Origin of the sequence: Helicobacter typhlonius, assembly GCF_001460635.1 — a bacterium.
Lineage (GTDB): Bacteria > Campylobacterota > Campylobacteria > Campylobacterales > Helicobacteraceae > Helicobacter_C > Helicobacter_C typhlonius.
The window spans coordinates 870407-889046 of the sequence record NZ_LN907858.1 but is presented as its reverse complement, the minus strand read 5'-3'; the positions used below and the strand labels follow the sequence as shown (position 1 = coordinate 889046).

Below are 18640 nucleotides of genomic sequence, written 5' to 3'. Positions count from 1 at the left end.
TAAAGGAGGTTTTATGGAGTTCAAAGACATAAAGCACATAGAAAAAGCGCAGAAATTTAATCGCGAAGACGGCATTAAGATATTTGTTGTCCTCATATTTTTCTTAGTCATTTCGCTCATTGCTATATTTGTTCATACAGGACACAACACACTTCTGCTCGTGTTTGCTACTATCGTAGGCGGCTATATGGCGATGAATATTGGCGCGAACGATGTGGCAAATAATGTCGGTCCAGCTGTGGGCTCTCAAGCCATAACGCTTGTAGGCGCGATTATCATAGCGGCTATTTGTGAAGCAATGGGAGCTATCATCGCTGGTGGAGAGGTGGTAAGCACCATCAAATCCGGTATCGTAGATGCTAGCCAAATTACAGAATCTAGAATTTTTCTCGCACTTATGTTAGCCGCCCTACTCTCTGCTGCGGTATGGCTTCATCTCGCCACTATTATCGGTGCACCTGTCTCTACTACACATTCGCTTGTAGGAGGTATTTTGGGGGCAGGTATCGTAGCTGGTGGAGCTGGAGTGGTAAATTGGAGTGAACTTTTACGCATTGCTTCAAGCTGGGTAATTTCACCGGTGCTTGGTGGCGTCATTGCTGTGCTTTTCCTCATCATTATCAAAAAAAGTATTACCTATAAAGAAGATAAGCGCGAAGCCGCTAAACGTGTTGTGCCTATCCTTATTTTCATTATGACTTGGGCTTTTAGCCTCTATCTCATCATTAAGGGCTTGAAAAAAGTCTTGCCAGAAATTGACTTTGGCATAGCTGCAGGGGTTGGATTTGTCATAGCGGTGATAACATTTTTTATCGTGCGCCCAATTGTTGCAAAAAAAGCAGATTCAATCCTCAATACAAAAGAGGATATAAACTCGCTTTTCACAATACCGCTTATCTTTGCAGCCGCACTCCTAAGCTTTGCACACGGCGCGAACGATGTGGCAAATGCTATTGGACCACTCGCGGCTATTAGCGAGGGACTGCAGTCTATGGTTAGCGATGCAGTCGCTGCTAAAATTCCTGTGCCATTTTGGATTATGCTTATTGGAGGTTTGGGAATCTCACTGGGACTTGCCCTTTATGGTCCTCGGCTCATACGCACCGTTGGAAGCGAAATTACAGAACTTGACAAAATGAGAGCATTTTGTATTGCTATGAGTGCGGCACTTACCGTGCTTCTTGCCTCTCAACTTGGCTTACCTGTCAGCTCAACACACATTGCGCTTGGTGCAATTTTTGGTGTTGGATTCTTAAGAGAGTATTTAAAAAAGCGTTACTACGAGATGCAGCAAACAATCATCGAAGCACACAAGGGTAAAGACGCGCAGGAAGTGGAAGCTTTTTTAGAGAGATTCAATAAGGCGAGTATTAAGAAAAAAGGCTTAATGCTTGAAGCTTTGAAGAACAATAAGAGTCTTAACACAATGCCTCGCCTTGATAGAAAAGAGCGCAAATCACTCAAAAAAGCCTATAAGCAGGAGCTTGTAAAGCGAAGTGCTATTAATAAGATTATTGCTTCTTGGCTTATCACGGTGCCAGTATCTGCGCTCCTTGGTGCTTTTACTTATTTTATTATTATCAGTGCCGGATTCAATGTATAGAATCCATAAATGTATGAATCTGGAGAGTAAGTCAATATAGCAACCTTACCCCGATTTTGTGTAAAAGGATATTTTAAATCCATAAAGTGTTATACTTTTTGCCTCAAGAGGTATTTCACATTTTATAGAATCCCACCCAAGCATCAAGACTCTAGCACTTCCATTCCTTTAATCTACTTAAGACTCAAATCTTAAGTAGATTATAATGCTTAGAAGTTATAAATATAGCGCACACTGACATCGTATTTATATCCTACTATAAGATTCCCTGTCGCTTGGGAAGCAGTAATCTCTATATCACGATGTTTAACAATCACTAAAAATCGAGGGCAAAATCAAAGCTCGTCCTAGTTGTTGGTATATTACTAGGAATCTCATCAAATGCTTCGGTATTCACAAGAGCAGATATTAATAATCCTAAAGCTACAACCAAACCTATCAACAGCTTTTTTATTGAAAGCATCTTCATTTAATAAATTTGCATTAATGCAGTTTCAACTCCTCTCCCACAATTTTTATATAAAAACAAAGTCAAAGTGAAGTAAGGTAAGGAAAAAAAGGTAGGTAAAGCAAATAAGTAGCATTTACTTATTTGCTTTAATGTCTTTCTTATTCTAATATACTTTGGCAAAGTTTCTAAAAGAAGTGAGATTTGATAAATCTTATAAGAATCTTTAAATAAGGAGCATTTTCAAAGAGCCAAGCTCATAGCACACAAATTCCATTTTGAGTAAGTAGCATTATTTATTCATCTTAATATATGGAGTGGCATTTCTCAAAGAAGCCCAAGAGTCTTGAAGCATCATAAAAACCCTTTAGGAATTATTTTAGTTATAGTTTTTATGGGATACATCGTTATTTTAGCCTTTATGAGTTTTGGGAAGCTTAACAATCTTATCTTATTACTTTGGTTTATGGCTAATGATGTTTGGGGAATTGAGATAATCTTTTGTGTGTTTTATAATAAAGCCTCTTTTGGTTAGATTGCTCTTTTCTTTCTACCCTAAAGAATATTAAATCTTTATAGAATCTCGCAAGAGCTATGGCTAGTGCTCTTTCTATCTTAGGCACAATCCCTATTTTAATGAGTTAAGCATTTCTTTTATCCAATAGCATACTTACTAGGGCAAGAGTAGTCTTTGGGATTTAAAGCAAATTGGTTGCTTTAAATTTTTCTATCATAGAGGACATAAGAGCCACTAGAGACTTTTAGTCTAAAACTTCATCTATTAGCTCATAGCCCATAGAGCTAAAGTCTTTAGATAAAGCCCTAGTTTTTGATGACTCTTAGCTACTAGAGCCAAGCAAACTTTTAAGCCCTACTTAGAGCTTAGAACTTCTTCTTATTCACATCATCTAGAATATCTTTAGCTACTTTATCTACTCTTTCACTAATCTCTGAGCTTGCATTAGCAATCTCAACATTCTCTTGTGTTACAGATTCTAAATGTGATATAGCATCATTAATTTGAGTAACACCAGTTGTTTGCTCTCTAATAGATTCACCCATATCATTAATAGATTGAACCAAGAGATTTGTATTGGCTTCAATCTCACCTAGAGATTTTTGAGTGCGCTCTGCTAGTTTTCTTACTTCATCAGCAACAACAGCAAATCCTCTTCCGTGCTCTCCTGCACGTGCAGCTTCTATTGCTGCATTAAGAGCAAGTAAGTTTGTTTGGTCTGCAATGTCTCTAATAATGCCAATGACATTTTTAATATCTTCACTTTGTTGAATGACTTCACTTGTCTTACTGCTTACATTTTGCATAGATGAAGTAATTTCTTCTACTGCTTGAGCTGTTTGTTCTAAGCTACTTGCTTGAGAGTTTGTAAGATTTGTGAGTTTATTCACTGCTTCTTGTAAGCCTTGTGCTTCATTACCTAATGTTTGAGCAAAGGCAGCACTTGTAGAGAGCATTTTTCTAATCTCTTCGCCTAGAGTATTTGTAACAACTTCTACTCTACCACTTGCATCTTTTACTTCTGTGGTGAAGTCTAGTTTAGTATAGCTATCGAATACTCTTGCTATTTCATTGGTATCACTTCCTATTTTTGTTTGTAAATCATCAAGCATATGATTAAGCACTTCTTTAAGTTCATTAAGCTGTGGATTATGAGGTGTTTCTGTAATTCTTGCTCTTAAATCGCCAGATTCAATAGTCTTGGCTGTGGCGACTGATTGTTCCACTGCTTTTTTGTCTTTATCTAAACCTTCTTGCACATTTTGTATGTTTTCGTTAATTTCTCTTGCCATTTGTCCAAACTCATCGTTTGCCTTTGGAGTTATTAAGGTTGGTAGCGTATCCACTTCGTGGCGGATATATTTAAAGAAGTCAAAAAGCAAGTGTGAAATATTTCTTAATCGTGCAACAACTTGCGTGCGAACATAAAGAAATATGACGAATGTTACAAAAATGACAACAAGAATATTTGCAACTACCATTACACTTCTAAGCTTTGAAACAGAATCATAAATAGAACTCTCCGGAGCCGAAACAATTATTGTCCATACTGCTGCTATATCATCACTATCACCAATATAGATATTTGACACAGCGGTGTAACTCATCTCGCCTAATGAATTGATATAGCTAAAAATTCCCTCAATTTGATTTTCAATCGCGTGTTTAAGCTCATTCATTGTAGGACTTTGATTTACCTCACGCAAATATTTACCCAAGAATTCTTTTCTTCCGTGAGCAGCAATGGTTGAATCTGTCGCATACATCCCTTTAAAGTCGCCCTTATAAATAGAGTTTTTTTGGTCTTGGAGTATTGCTGAAACACTTGCTAAATCAATAAACACACCTAAAACCCCATACACAACACCCTTTTTGTCAATAAGAGGCTGGTTAATCCCCACACCAAAATATTCTTTGCCATTAATAGTTTGCCACGAAGGTGAACCTATCACTGCTTTCCCTGTCTCTAAGGTTTTTTTGACACTATTAAAATTTGCAATTGATTCACTTGATTGAATAACATGGCTTTGGTCATTTTCATCAGCAATGGCTAAAACCATAAAATCACCATTGGGCAATTTATGCTTGGAATTAGCGATATTTGTGCCTTTATATCGCTCATCTTTAGTGATATAAACATAGGCAAAATTTCCCCATTCATTACTATCAAACATATCCATAATATCATTTTCTAAAATAGCCTGTGCACCATTTTGCACATCACGCAATATAAACCCTCTTGATGCATTCATAGCAGTATAGATTCCATTAAAAATCCCCTCTGCCCAATTTGCCTCACGTTTAGCAGCATTGATAAGCATTTTGTTTGATTCTTCTTCTTGAATATTATGAGAAATTATCACAGTAATCGTTGTAACAATAAACATACAAACAACCAATATACTTGAAAAACAAAGTATAATCTTTGCACCAATACTCCAAGAACGAAAAAAACTCATTTTGTATCCTCACTACATTTTTAAACTTTGAATTATAGCAAAAATATTAAAAAATATAAAAATAAATTTGAATTTTATTAAATAAAGAAGACAACACTTAAGCATAATACAATCCAAAATGATAGAATTCTCAAAAAAAGTAAAGACTTATCTTAAAATAGTAGAGTAACCCATAAATTCCCTAAAATATAAGGAATCTATGAGAAAAATGTTAAATTTTCTTATAAGGAGCTTGTCCAACTTCGTAGTAATTATTGCCTGACGCATCAATAGCCACAATCGCAGGGAAGTTTTCTATTGTAAGTCGTGCAACCGCTTCAGGTCCTAACTCAGGATAAGCTAAGACTTCATATTTAGTGATACATTTTGAAATGAGTGCTGCCGCACCACCCACAGCCACCATATATACAACGCCGTGCTTAACCATAGAATCTATGACTTCTTTGCTGCGATAGCCTTTACCAATCATTCCGTGAATGCCTTGCTCAATGATTGTCGGCGTATATTTATCCATTCTCCCGCTTGTTGTAGGACCTGCGCTACCAATCGCATTGCCCGGCTTTGCAGGAGTGGGTCCAAGATAATAAATCGTCTCGCCACTCAAATCCACAGGGAGCTTTTCTCCACGAGCTAATGCTTCAGTCAATGCCTTATGTGCCGCATCACGAGCGCATAGAATCGTCCCGCTAATCAAAACGCTCTCCCCTGCTTTGAGGCTTTTTGCCACTTCTTTACTTATAGGTGCAGTGATTTTTTTTGGCTCTCCCATTTTTTCCTCCTTAAAGCTCAATATCAGCGTGTCGTGCGGCGTGGCAGTTGATATTTACTGCCACAGGAAGCCCCGCAATGTGTGTAGGATACCATTCCACATTGACTTTAAACGCAGTCGTAGTGCCACCTAATCCTTGTGGTCCTACGCCTGTTTGATTTGCAATTTCAAGCAATTCTTCTTCGAGCTTGGCATAGCGTGGGTCTTTATTTTTAGAATCTATTTCGCGCACAGCCGCCTGTTTGGCTAAAATTGCTGCTTTTTCCATTGTCCCACCAATACCTACGCCAATCACCATAGGAGGACAAGCATTGGGACCTGCGAGTTTCACCGCTTCGGTAAAGACTTTTTTCACACCCTCAATGCCATCGGCTGGGACAAGCATTTTAAGCACACTTTTATTCTCGCTCCCAAAGCCTTTAGGGCAAACTTTTAAATGCAACTTATCGCCCTTGATTATTCGCGTATGAATGACTGCAGGAGAGTTATTTGTCGTATTTTTGCGCTCATAGAGTGGCTCTTCTACGACAGATTTACGCAAATAACCATTCGTATAGCCCTCTTTAATACCCTCATTAATGGCATCTTCAAGGTAGCCTCCTGTGATATGCACATCTTGCCCGATTTCTACAAACACCACGCTCATACCTGTATCTTGGCAGATAGGCATCATATTGCTTTCCGCAATCTTGCCATTTTCAATGAGCGTATCTAGGATATTTTGCCCTAGTGCAGACTTTTCACTTCCCTTTGCCGCACTAAAAGCGCGTTTAATATCCGGCGTTTGGATACAGCACGCATTAATGGCAAGCTTAGCAACAGCGGACTTAATATCCTCAAATCGCACTTCTCTCATTCCTTCCTCCTTGTAGTTTGAATAAAACAGATAAATTCTACCCTACTCTATGTAAAAAACGCTTTAAATTATAGCCATTTATTGAATCCAAAGCCAAATTCTAGCCAAAAATAATGTCCCGCCAAGTATTGATATGTCGTGTAAAGAAGTGTTGTGAATCCCAGCTAATGCACCAAGCCCGACTTTATAATCTGTGCATTTGAGCTCATCGCAACTATACTCTGCCCACACAAAAGAAAGTGTAAGGCAAAAAAAATTTTTATTGTCGCTTCCTTCCCTCACATCAAGGCATAACTACACAAGTAGTATGTGTGGTTGTGTGAGTTTATTCATCATAGGTAATCAAATGACTATCCTCATCGCCATCAAAGCCCAAATAAATAAAAATTTGATTGCTTGTAGGTTGCTCTATAATCACTTCAACTGCGTTTTCTTTGTTGTAAAATTGAGTTTTATTTTGAGGTAGTTTTGATGGCAAAAACAAATGTGTTTTTCTTAACTCATTATACCTATCACTTAAGGCTGATATTGATGAATTTTTATATATACAATGTTTCCCAGCAGGATAATCATCATAGCGCACATCTACACAATGAGGAGCTGTGATGCTTGTTGTCTCTGTGGTATATTCTTTGCAACATTACCTTTATTATCAAAGCAAGACATTTCAGAGTGGCTATGCACTACTGCGTAGGCTTGCGTAGCAAATACTATGGCTAAAAGGATAAATTTTTGCATTGTTTTCATTATTAACTCCCTCCAAAAATTTTCTTATCTTTTCTTATCTTTAAGTGTCTTTATATCGCATTTAAGCTTACTAAACTCTACAATCTTGCCGTGAAATCGCGCAAAAATCTGCGCTAAACTCATATCTTGCAAATCCTTATCCTGCGCATAAAGTGCATATACATCGCTAAGATTCTCTCTTACCCCATTCTCACAAAATGCCCTTAATTCCTCATAATCCTCTATTTCCCTACCAAGCGCACAAAGCAGCTTGTAAGTGTATCTATCCACAACCATTACCTCACGCGCACAAGCATAGTTTAAAATTGCATACGCACTCTCGCGCCCTATACCCTTTTGAGCTATAAGCCATTCAAAATCCACATTTTCCTTAAAACTTTCAAAACTCCCAAAATCCGCTATAATCGCGCGTGAAATATTGATAATATATGCTGATTTTTGTCTCTGCAAACCAATAATATGTGATTGTAAAATCATAGAATCCACCCGCACCATAGATTCTAAATCTTTTTGACAATCCCCGCTTAGAATCCCAGCCTTTGCCATAGATTCAAGCATTTGCTCTACCTTTGCCCACTGCGTATTTTGCACTAAAATTGCTCCAAGAACCACTTCAAAGCTTCCTGCTCCTTCCCACCACCAGCTTGGCTTCCCCTCTAAAAGCCCACGAGACTTTAGCACCCTTAATATATCAAAGCTAGATTCTATCATCACCCCTCACTTCTCTACCAAAATCTTATTAAAAAATGTCTCAATTAAGCTTTTTGCATACGCATTTTGTGGATTAGCAAAGACTTCTTTACTCACGCCCTGTTCCACCACCTGCCCATTATGCAAAATCAACACTTCATCACTCAAAGCGCGTAAAATCTCCAAATCGTGCGTGATAAAAATATAGCTCATATTCAGTTGTGCCTGAAGCTCCAAAAGGAGCGATAAAATAAGCTTTTGGGAGCTTTTATCAAGCGCAGAAGTAGGCTCATCAAGGAGCAAGATAGCAGGTTTGCGCACGATAGCACGCGCTATTGCCACGCGTTGCTTTTGTCCTCCGCTAAGTTCAAATGGGTATCTTTGCATATAATGTGAATCTAGCCCCACAGATTCTAAAGCCCATTGCACTTTATCCCTACACATACTCAATGCCTCACCCAAAGCCTCCGCGATAATATCGCCGATACTTAGACGCGGCGAGAGCGAGGAGAAAGGGTCTTGAAACACGATACTTATAGCATTGCGTAACATATAAAAATCCTTTGTCCGTTCGTGCAATCTCCCTTGAAAATATATCTCGCCCTGTGTCTGTAAAAGCCCCAAAAGCCCAAGCGAGAGGCTAGATTTCCCACTCCCAGAAGCCCCAGCAATGCCTAGAATCTCCCCTTTTTGCAAAGTAAAATCTACATTTGAGACAAGGCTTTTAAAAGAAGTTTTGAAAAACTTCCGCATAGAGACGCCCACGCTTAGATTCTTTACTTCTAAAAGCGTTTGTGTGTCTTTGTCTTGAATCCCTATATTGTGAATCTCCCCATTCCACGCCTCTTTATCGTTGCTTTGAATCTTCTGCGATATTTTACCCTCTCTCTTTGGCAAGGTAAGAGATTCTATTAAAAAGCGCGTGTAAGCGTGGCTAGGGGCGTTAAAGATATGCTCCGTGCTATCTTGCTCCACCACCGCTCCATCTTTCATCACCACGACTTTATCGCAAAAGTCCCGCACTACGCCCAAATCGTGGCTAATAAACAAAATCGCGCTTAGTTCTAAGTTTGAGAGTAGCCCCATAATCTGCTTTTGCACCAGCACATCAAGCGCTGTTGTTGGTTCATCACAAATAAGAAGTGTGGGATTATTAATAATACTCATCGCAATAGCCACGCGCTGCTTTTGTCCTCCGCTAAGTTCAAATGGATAGCTGTGTGCGAATTTTGAATCTAGCCCCACTAAGCATAAAAGCTCTTCGAGCCTCTCCTGCGCCTTTATCTGCAATGCCCTACCGCGCAAATGTGGCTGCAGTGCGGGCGCGTGGAGATAGAAACTCTCCATTATCTGCTTTCCTACCTTTTGGAGAGGATTGAGGCTTGAAAGCGGTTCTTGTGGAATATAGGCAATCTCATTTCCACGCAAGACGCGCATTTGCTTTGGGCTAAGGCTCAACACATTTTTGCCATTAAAGCAAATCTCGCCGCTTTGAATTGCAATATTTGGCTGAAGATTCAAAATCATTTGCGCGAGCATACTTTTACCCGAGCCAGATTCGCCAACAAGTGCCACCCTCTCCTTTAGAGCGATACTTAGCGCGATATTTTTCAGCCTAAAATGCCCAGAGTGCGCAAAACTCGCATTCAAGTTCTTAATCTCTAGCATAGTTTGCCTTTATGGATTCTGTATTTACACAATTCCCTGCAGAATCCGCGCTTGTGGCATTTGTAGATTCTATAAAATCCGCACTTATAGGCTGTGTAATGTTTGCGAGATTTATAGAATCTCTGTGTAATTTGATATGCGGGTCAAAACTATCGCGCAAACCCTCACCGATAAAAACAAGTATCGAAAGCAATACGCACAGGGCAAAAAACGCAGTGATACCCAAATGCGGCGCAGAGAGATTATTTTTACCCTGCGCAAGAAGCTCTCCTAGACTTGCACTCCCCACAGGCATACCAAAGCCTAGAAAATCAAGGCTGGAAAGCGTTACAATACTTCCAGCCATAATAAAGGGCGCGAAAGTGAGTGTTGCGCTCATCGCATTAGGCAAAATATGCACGAACATAATACGCATATCGCTTACATTCATAGCCTTTGCCGCGCGGACATACTCGAGATTACGCGCCTTGAGAAACTCTGCCCGCACGAGATTCACAAGTATCATCCACGAAAAAGCTAACACCACACACAAAATCCAGCCAAAACTCGCCTCAAACATACTTGATATGATAATAATCACAAACAAAATAGGCACAGCATTGAAAATCTCAATGAGTCTCTGCCCCACCAAATCCACCATTCCACCATAATAGCCCTGCATCGCTCCCGCGCACACGCCTATTACCACACTACACACGCTCAAAATGAGCGCGAACATAATGGAGATTCTATATCCATAAATAAGCCTTGCCGCCACATCTCGCGCCTTATCATCAGTGCCAAGCCAATGCTTAGAATCCGGACCTGTGGGTGCTTGTGCATTTAAATCCATTACGATACTATCATAGCTATATGGAATGGGTGCGCGGAGGACAAAAGCATCTTTTAAAAGCTCATCTCTCACATAGCTATCCAAATAATCGCAGCTTGTTTCAAAATCCCCTCCAAATGTGCTCTCGGGGTAATCCACAAATACAGGAAAATACATTTGAGAATCCTTATAGATAAAAAGGGGCTTGTCGTTTGCAATAAACTCTGCTCCAAAACTCAATATAAAGAAAATGCAAAATAAGATAAGCGAGTAAAAGGCGCGTTTATTCTGCCTAAAAATATGCCAACGCATACGCGCTATGCTTATATGTGAATCTTGCACTACTTTAGGCATTTTTACCCCCAAAGTGAATACGCGGGTCGATGAAATAATAGAGCACATCGGTGATGATACCAAGCACTAAGGCGATAAAAGTAAAAATATAGAGTGTGCCAAAGACAACGGGATAATCGCGATTAACCACGCTTTCATAGCCTAAAAGCCCCAAGCCATCAAGGCTAAAAATAATCTCAATAAGCAAACTCCCGCTAAAAAACGCTCCCACAAACACCGCGGGGAATCCACTAATCACTAAAAGCATAGCATTACGGAAAATATGCCTATACAAAATGTGATTTTCGCTCCCGCCCTTTGCTCGCGCGCATATTACATAACTTTTGTGAATCTCCTCTAAAAAGCAATTTTTACTAAGCATACTCAAAGTTGCAAATCCACCAATAGAAATACACAGCACAGGTAAAAACAAATGCCATAAATAATCTTTTATCTTGCCAAAAGTGCTTAAAGTATCAAAATTTTCACTCACAAGCCCACGCAAAGGGAAAATCTCAAAATAGCTCCCACCGCAAAAAAGCACAATCGCCACCACGCCAAACATAAAAGCCGGAATGGCATTAAGCACAATAATCACCACGCTACTTATCATATCAAACTTAGAGCCATTGTGTAGGGCTTTTGCGATACCTAGTGGAATAGAGATAAGATAGATAAGAAGAGTGCTAAAGACACCTAGAGATATAGAGACAGGGAGCTTTTGGATAATGAGAGTAAGCACATCAGTTTGCGCGTAAAAACTCTCTCCAAACTCAAACTTCGCAAAATTCCATAGCATTTGCAGATACCGCTCACCGAGGCTTTTATCAAAACCATAGAGTTTTTTAATCTCCTCAATGAGTTCGATATCTAGTCCAATCGAGCCTTTATAGAGACTATTTTGCCCCACACTCGCTTCACTGCCCTGCCCCGCGCGCTCAATCTTTGCAATCGTCTGCTCAACCGGACCGCCCGGGGAGAGCTGCATAAGGAGGAAATTAATGCTAATAACACCTATAAGCGTAGGGATAATAAGAATAAGGCGTTTTAGTATATAGCCTAGCATTTGACCTCACATATTCTCGCACTCAATACTTTTAGTTTTCACCCAAACTTAATCAAGTCTAATTTAAACTTGATTAATCCTAACGAAGCTTTTATTGAAAATCTTTAGAATCTCGCGCTTATTTTTAAGATTCTAAAATTCTACAAGTTTCTAACTACCACACTCAATTTCACGCCAAGTCTCACTGAATTACTTTGATACAAACTCAACTCTTGCCTTTGATTCTATACCTTAGAAGTTTTATAGAATCTCGCCCAAATGTTACTAAGGAGAGAGATTTGTTTTCGCAAACCTTGCGACATCTCTCTATCAGCATTTTGTGCTGCCTGCACCATACTTTGCCTCTAAAGCTTCGGCAAAAAATTCTTTTTGCGTTTTGGGAATCTCATCAGGGTGGTGGATTCTCATATGTTCTACATATTTATCATAGCTTGGCATTCCTACAAGCAAGTGCAAGAACCTATCGCTACGTTTATAGAGCAACTTAATCTTCTGCCACCATAGGCTAAAAAAATTCCCGCCGCGCGTTTTTTCTGTCTCTTTCATAACCCACCGCGTTCATAGAATCTCACGCACAATGATAGTGTATTAAGTTTAACTACACACATAAGCTCCTTTAATAATTATGTGCTATCATTATGTAGGCTTAAATATAAATACAAGGACTTTTATGCAAGCATCACAGGTAGCACTCATCGTGCCAATCTACAATGTAGAAAAATATCTTGCAGATTGCCTAGATTCTATTATCAATCAAAGCTATAAGAATCTTAATATTATCCTTGTAGATGATGGGAGCAGTGATAAAAGCATAGAAATTGCAAAAACATATTTTAACAAAGATCATCGCATTACACTTATTTGCAAAAGCAATGGAGAGCAAGGAAGCGCAAGAAATATGGGGCTAGAATATATAAGCAATGGCTTTAATTTCACACCAATCATAGAATCAGGGCAAGATTTAGAATCTCACAAGCTACCTACTTTTGCATTTAAAGCCACGCTTAAGCCAAATGCCCTAAGCGCAAATAATATCAATTACTTTACAGGAGAGCCACTAGAATGTGTAATGGGGGGCATAGAAAAAACCTAAGCCTATCTATCCCCTTTAAACCTATTGATTATAGTATCAATTCTTGCATTATTTTCTCCCACACAAACACACCACCTAATGATATAAGCTATATATACTTTGTTGATTCAGATGATATGCTCACAAATGATTGTATCGCTACTTGTGTGCAAGAAATTGGGGATAAAAAAATGCTTATACACGGATATGCAAAAACTCTATGAAGATGGCATAACCCCGCACACAAATGGCAATTTTTTAGATCATTTGCACTTAAGGAAATATATTGGAAAAGATTATATATCCACAACACAGATATGGACAGAAGCAAATCTATTTTGGTTTGTATGTGGCGGTATGTTTCACAAATCACTTTGTGATAACTTGCGTTTTAGCCCAAATATGAGAAATGAAGACATCTTGTTTGGTATGGTTTTATTTGTAAAGACAGATTCTATAAAAGTTATAAAATCTGCACTTTATATTTATCGCATAAGAGCAAATTCTACTGGGGACTATGCTTTTAGTAAAAGTGAGTCTCTAAAATCCTATCCTGCGTATATAGCAGACATCGCAAATACCTTTAATAACAATCTCAAAATAAAACAATACTATTTTTCTTATTCTATTGCTTATATATGTTTAGGTATTTTAGCCTTTATTGATACATTACCGCCGAGCGAAAAAGATATGAGAGACAAACTCAACATATTTATTTCAAAATATATTGATTGGGCTTTTGGAGCACTTAAATTAGAATCTGACCCTAGAAATCTCCGCACACTTTTAAAACCATTAGAGCCATACACAAAATGGGTAGGCTCCTCAAAGAAACTCGCCTACTTTGCACCACATATTTTTAGTATTTTACGCGCTTGTGAAAATATATTTAAGAGATAAAAGAGAAAAGCGAGAATCTCGCAAAATGCAAAGATTCTCACAAAATAAACAAGAAAGGTTTATACCCCAAAAGGGGCATATTCTAATGCGAACTTGCTAGTTGTCCTTGAAAATCGCTTACCTTGCGATAAGGAGTTTCAGCAAGTGGAATATCATTTGTGCCTTTAGAGCAACGCAAACAGATTCTTACACATTGAATAAGCACTAAGATAGTAACGCACATAAACAACGCACAGAGTGAAGCATTGATGAGGTTATTTGTAGCAATAGTCGCAAATCTTTCAGCCAACGCAGGGTCAGTTTCAGCAGCAGCTTTTGCACTATTGTTTTGCCAAAGTGCGATATGACTCACTGCATCGTGAACTCTCTCACCATTTGCAGGGAGAAGTTTGCATACACCCGCATATAGTGTGCTGATAAGCACCCAAGCAGCAGGTAAAATAGCCACCCACGCTTGTTTTGCTTTACCCATTTTGAAAAGCACCGTGATAACGGTGAGTAATGCAATACCTGCTAACATTTGATTTGATACACCAAAGAGCGTCCAAAGCGATTTTACTCCACCTTGTGGGTCAGTAACACCTTGATAGAGGATATATCCCCACCCAGCCACACAAATTAAAGTTGCCACAATGCCCCAGAATAATGAGTGAATATTACCGATAGGTTTATATACATTTCCTAGCACATCTTGCACCATAAAGCGTCCAGCACGAGTTCCTGCATCAACAGCAGTTAAAATAAAGAGTGCTTCAAACAAAATTGCGAAGTGATACCAAAATGCCACAGAGCCTTGATTAAAAAGAGGCACTTGAGCAATAATAGTAGCAAGTCCAATCGCAAATGTAGGCGCACCACCTGTTTTGCTTAGAATGCTATTCTCGCCAATCTCTCTTGCCATACCCAAAATTTCTTCAGGCGTTATCACAAAGCCCCAAGCACTAATCGTCTGTGCCGCGACAGCCGCTGCCTCTGCTACATCTTTAATGCCTGTCGTGCCAAGCCCAGCAGGAGCGACATTGATAGAGAAATACAAGCCCGGAGTGAGAATCACCGCAGCAATCAAAGCCATAACTGCCACAGCAGATTCCATAACCATTGAGCCATAGCCTACCATTCTTGCGTGAGATTCTTTTTCTAGCATTTTTGGTGTTGTCCCGCTTGAAATAAGCGCGTGGAATCCACTAATCGCCCCACAAGCAATGGTAATAAAGAGGAATGGGAAAAGCTGCCCGCTAAACACAGGTCCTGTGCCATCTACAAACTTTGTTACACTCTCAAAGCACACTTCAGGTCTAACAATCAAAATTCCACCAGCCATAAGCACAATTACACCGATTTTTAAGAATGTGCTAAGGTAGTCGCGAGGTGCGAGCAAGAACCATACAGGCAAAATCGCTGCGATGAATCCATACACAATCATTACATAAGTCAATGTAACTGGAGTAAGTGTAAAAATCTCCGCCAAAGTAGGATTTGCTGCGACATCGCGTCCAAAGTAAAGAGCCAAAAGCAAAAGCACAAAGCCCAATATACTTGCTTCACCAATCTTGCCCGGGCGGATATAACGCATATGAAGCCCCATATAAATCGCAATAGGAATTGTCATAGCAATCGTAAATAATCCCCAAGGAGATTCAGCCAGAGCATTTACCACCACAAGCGCCAAAATCGCAATAATAAGCATCATAATGCCTAAAATCCCAATCATCGCTATCGTGCCAATAGGCTTACCAAGCTCTAGTTTAATAATTTCGCCCAGAGACTTACCATTGCGGCGCATAGAGATAAAAAGCACCGTGAAGTCGTGCACCGCACCGGCTAACACAACGCCCACTACTACCCAAATCATACCGGGTAAATATCCCATTTGCGCAGCAAGGATAGGACCTACAAGCGGACCAGCCCCAGCGATAGCGGCAAAATGATGTCCAAAAAGCACGATTTTGTTTGTTGGACAAAAGTCGCGTCCGTCATTATTTACAACTGCGGGTGTGGCACGATTATCATCAAGCCCTAGCACCTTATATGCGATATACTTTGAGTAAAAGCGATAGCCTATCGCATAAATACATACTGCGGCGACTACAATCCATACAGCCGAGATAGTCTCTCCCGTGTGTAATGCCAAAACGCCAAAACACCACGCACCAAGCAGCGATACCGCCGCCCACAAGCCAATACTTAGAATCTTATTCATAACTCTCCTTCGCATTTTTAAAATATTTATGCCCTTAAAGTCTAAATACTTCAAACTTAAAGCCACGCTAAAATTTAAAGAAGTCTTTAACTTTTTGTCTTCTTAATGCAGATTAGTAACATCAAGGGTATTTCCTGCTTTGTTCTTTGTTAAGTCTTATTATCATTTATTTGGGTAAAATGACACATTATTACATAAGGCTTATAAATTAAGGGGGGGGGGGCAGAATGAATAGAATATTGCAGATTCTATATTACTCATTAATCTTGTGCTTATTTATCCTGCCTCTTTCTCTTGTGGCACGAGATTATACAAATAATCTTCCAAGTCAAATTATTTTACAAAATGGAGAAAGAAGATTTGATAATCTCACCGCAACTTGTGGGAATCAATACTGCACTTTTGGCACACCCGGCTTTTTTAATCCTAGGGCTTTTGATTTTAGCTACTCAACTAATGGTGGTTCCTCCTCGCTTGTCTTTTTTGGTAAAACACCACAAAACCCCTATGGTTTTAGAAATTCAGTATTTATGGTAGGAGGATTCCACATTGGCACCCAATCAAAGCTTACCATAGAAGACTTTCACACACTCGCCGTGCAACGCGGCTTAGTCCTTGATGAAAATGCCACCCTTGAAGTGATTTTACAAAAAGGACAAAGAATTCCCGCGAGTGAATATGGACCTTCATCAAAAGTTTATATTGGAACTGCAAATGACTTATATCTTGGCAATGGCTCTACGCTCAATGTGAGCAATGGCGATTATTTCATTGCAAATAGCAAAACAATCGTTGGCAATAATACACGACTCATCGTAGATACAGGCATAATACGATTCCATAATGCAATCCAAAACAATGGCAGTATTGAACTAAGTGGCAAAGTAGAAAATACCGGCTACCAAAGTGCAGGAAAGACAGATTTGACACTCTCATCGGTAGTAAATTATGGCACGATAAATATCACAGGGGATTTTCAAAATGGAGGCAACCCAACTGCCGATGGCATTTTTGATGTGGCAAATCCGGGTGCTGGGAATCTTATAAACTATGGCGGGACAATTACCATTAGCGGTAAGCTTACAAATAATCAAGCCTTAAACCATTATATGCAAACTCGTGGCTCTAGTGTGCAAATCTATGGTGGAAGTATCATCGTAAGAGGTGGTATGGAAAATAATGCTGGTAATACGCTCATTTTTGGCGCATATAATGGTGTACTAGGGAAGCTTGAAGGCAATCTGGTGAATCAAGGCAAAGTGCAAGTTAATATAGCTGGAGCAAATCTAGGCTCTCATCAGCTTATCACGGGGAGCGTTACAGGCAATACAAATTTTGAAATTCTTACCAATGGACGCAAAAGTGAGTTTATCAATACCACAATGCAGGGCAATTCCCTCTCAATCCAAAAAAAACACCGCCGCAATCAATAACTTTCTAAGCAGTGTGTCAAAAACGCAAAATCAAATTCTTGACGCACTTGAATCTAGCTTTAATGCGCAATCCTCTACACAAAGCGTTTATACCTATGGCAATAGAGCCTATCTCACACAACTAAGCGATGATGTATATAACTCTGGCGCACCGCTTATTACACAAGATTCTAGTCTTAGCCTTTGGAGTATGCTACAAAGCAACACTTTGCCTCTTCTTTACGCACCAAATAAGCCAAGAGGTGTGAGTATTACGCCCTTTGCCGCTAATGGCTCAAGTGCCAACCTCTCCATTCCAAGTTATGGCGCAAGTCTCAATGCCTCAATACAAGGGAAAATTCATCATTTGAGTGCCTTTGCCACCTATGGCACTTCTCAAAGTTCAAATAAGATCTCTCACGCACAAACTCATCTTGATTCAAATACTTTTCTTGTGGGCGTGTATGATAGATTCTTTCTTTCAAGACTTGAGCTTACATTGCTTGGCTATTATGGCAGGACAGCGCACAAAAGCAAACGAGAGATATTTATCAATCAAAGCACATTTGAATCGAATTTTGCTTATGCGGAAATGGGGCTACAAAGCACACTAGGCTATCCGCTTATGCTGAATAAGCTTTATGTGAAGCCATTTTTGGGGCTTGAATATACGCTTGGTTTGCAAGATTCGCTCAAGGAGCAGGGCACTTCAAGCGCACTTGCCCTCTCGCGCAATGCTGCACAAAATCACACTCTAGCCGCGCAGCTTGGTGCGCAAATGCGCTATTATTTTGGAGAGCGACACATACTTTTTGGTGGATTCAATGTGCAATACGCCTTTATACAGAATCCACAGACAAAGGCGTATGTGGGTAATGTAGCACTTGAAAATGATGTAGCACATACGCTAGGCTACACACTGCATTTAGGCGGCTCTGTGCCTCTGCACCGAAATTTCTCCCTAATCCTTTATGGGCTTTATGCGCAATCCTACAAAGACTTTAAGAGCTATTCTGGCACACTTTCGCTCTCGTATTATTTTTAATAAAATGCTACAATGCGCCTTTTTAGAGCCACACAATACATTGA

Annotated in this window: 18 protein-coding genes and 1 pseudogene; 6 read left to right on the top strand and 13 right to left on the bottom strand. The window is 39.6% G+C overall.

Annotated features, from left to right (window positions below):
- The first annotated feature begins 13 nt into the window (after nt 1-13).
- On the top strand, nt 14-1603 hold the full coding sequence (locus tag BN2458_RS04385) for an inorganic phosphate transporter (RefSeq protein WP_034326544.1): 1590 nt from the start codon (nt 14-16) through the stop codon (nt 1601-1603).
- Between the two features lie 316 nt (nt 1604-1919).
- Here the strand turns inward: BN2458_RS04385 and BN2458_RS09920 are convergent, their stop codons facing one another.
- The 12 genes and pseudogenes from BN2458_RS09920 to kcuS form a co-directional block, all read right to left on the bottom strand.
- A complete protein-coding gene (locus BN2458_RS09920) occupies nt 1920-2072 on the bottom strand; it encodes a hypothetical protein (protein WP_156407282.1) in 153 nt (50 codons plus the stop codon).
- A gap of 861 nt (nt 2073-2933) precedes the next feature.
- Nucleotides 2934-5027 carry a methyl-accepting chemotaxis protein gene (locus BN2458_RS04380; RefSeq protein ID WP_058122052.1) on the bottom strand — a complete coding sequence of 698 codons (2094 nt, stop codon included), beginning with the start codon at nt 5025-5027 and terminating at the stop codon, nt 2934-2936.
- Between the two features lie 211 nt (nt 5028-5238).
- Nucleotides 5239-5796 carry a Fe-S-containing hydro-lyase gene (locus BN2458_RS04375; protein WP_011116632.1) on the bottom strand — a complete coding sequence of 186 codons (558 nt, stop codon included), beginning with the start codon at nt 5794-5796 and terminating at the stop codon, nt 5239-5241.
- Nucleotides 5797-5806: 10 nt separating this feature from the next.
- Nucleotides 5807-6652: a fumarate hydratase gene (locus BN2458_RS04370; RefSeq protein ID WP_034342126.1), complete on the bottom strand. Its 846-nt coding sequence runs from the start codon at nt 6650-6652 to the stop codon at nt 5807-5809.
- A 78-nt stretch (nt 6653-6730) separates the two neighbouring features.
- Nucleotides 6731-6934 (bottom strand): hypothetical protein, encoded by a 204-nt coding sequence (locus tag BN2458_RS04365; RefSeq protein ID WP_034328095.1) that lies wholly within the window; start codon nt 6932-6934, stop codon nt 6731-6733.
- Nucleotides 6935-6977: 43 nt separating this feature from the next.
- Entirely contained in the window at nt 6978-7235 is a 258-nt protein-coding gene (locus tag BN2458_RS04360; RefSeq protein WP_034328093.1) for a hypothetical protein, read from the bottom strand.
- 2 nt (nt 7236-7237) lie between these two features.
- The gene (locus BN2458_RS09915; RefSeq protein WP_156407281.1) at nt 7238-7399 is read right to left on the bottom strand and encodes a hypothetical protein; all 162 of its coding nucleotides are present in this window, start codon (nt 7397-7399) and stop codon (nt 7238-7240) included.
- Nucleotides 7400-7423: 24 nt separating this feature from the next.
- Nucleotides 7424-8107, bottom strand: coding sequence for a 3-methyladenine DNA glycosylase (locus BN2458_RS04355; RefSeq protein WP_173644094.1), 684 nt, complete (start codon nt 8105-8107; stop codon nt 7424-7426).
- Nucleotides 8108-8116: 9 nt separating this feature from the next.
- A complete protein-coding gene (locus BN2458_RS04350) occupies nt 8117-9757 on the bottom strand; it encodes an ATP-binding cassette domain-containing protein (protein ID WP_034342128.1) in 1641 nt (546 codons plus the stop codon).
- A 133-nt stretch (nt 9758-9890) separates the two neighbouring features.
- Nucleotides 9891-10922 (bottom strand): annotated as a pseudogene (locus BN2458_RS04345) (ABC transporter permease); the annotation flags it as partial.
- Nucleotides 10915-11967 carry a microcin C ABC transporter permease YejB gene (gene yejB / locus BN2458_RS04340; RefSeq protein ID WP_034342131.1) on the bottom strand — a complete coding sequence of 351 codons (1053 nt, stop codon included), beginning with the start codon at nt 11965-11967 and terminating at the stop codon, nt 10915-10917. The gene yejB and the pseudogene BN2458_RS04345, both read right to left, overlap by 8 nt.
- Before the next feature lie 309 nt (nt 11968-12276).
- Entirely contained in the window at nt 12277-12513 is a 237-nt protein-coding gene (gene kcuS, locus BN2458_RS04335; protein ID WP_052082031.1) for a KCU-star family selenoprotein, read from the bottom strand.
- A gap of 124 nt (nt 12514-12637) precedes the next feature.
- On the opposite strand from kcuS, the gene BN2458_RS04330 reads away from it, so the two are divergent.
- Genes BN2458_RS04330 through BN2458_RS04320 form a run of 3 tightly spaced genes read left to right on the top strand, consistent with a single transcriptional unit; the run spans nt 12638 to nt 13939 of the window.
- The gene (locus BN2458_RS04330; protein ID WP_034342136.1) at nt 12638-13060 is read left to right on the top strand and encodes a glycosyltransferase family 2 protein; all 423 of its coding nucleotides are present in this window, start codon (nt 12638-12640) and stop codon (nt 13058-13060) included.
- Nucleotides 13030-13263 carry a hypothetical protein gene (locus BN2458_RS04325; protein WP_034342137.1) on the top strand — a complete coding sequence of 78 codons (234 nt, stop codon included), beginning with the start codon at nt 13030-13032 and terminating at the stop codon, nt 13261-13263. Before BN2458_RS04330 ends, BN2458_RS04325 begins: the two co-directional genes overlap by 31 nt.
- Nucleotides 13247-13939: a hypothetical protein gene (locus tag BN2458_RS04320; RefSeq protein ID WP_034342138.1), complete on the top strand. Its 693-nt coding sequence runs from the start codon at nt 13247-13249 to the stop codon at nt 13937-13939. Before BN2458_RS04325 ends, BN2458_RS04320 begins: the two co-directional genes overlap by 17 nt.
- Before the next feature lie 82 nt (nt 13940-14021).
- Here BN2458_RS04320 and BN2458_RS04315 read toward each other — a convergent pair whose 3' ends face one another.
- Entirely contained in the window at nt 14022-16139 is a 2118-nt protein-coding gene (locus BN2458_RS04315) for a carbon starvation CstA family protein (protein ID WP_058122051.1), read from the bottom strand.
- Nucleotides 16140-16366: 227 nt separating this feature from the next.
- Here BN2458_RS04315 and BN2458_RS10380 point away from each other — a divergent pair, with 227 nt between their 5' ends.
- The gene (locus BN2458_RS10380; protein ID WP_231944861.1) at nt 16367-17572 is read left to right on the top strand and encodes a hypothetical protein; all 1206 of its coding nucleotides are present in this window, start codon (nt 16367-16369) and stop codon (nt 17570-17572) included.
- Nucleotides 17502-18596, top strand: coding sequence for an autotransporter outer membrane beta-barrel domain-containing protein (locus BN2458_RS04310; RefSeq protein ID WP_231944860.1), 1095 nt, complete (start codon nt 17502-17504; stop codon nt 18594-18596). The genes BN2458_RS10380 and BN2458_RS04310 overlap by 71 nt, the downstream gene beginning before the upstream one ends.
- Nucleotides 18597-18640 lie beyond the last annotated feature (44 nt).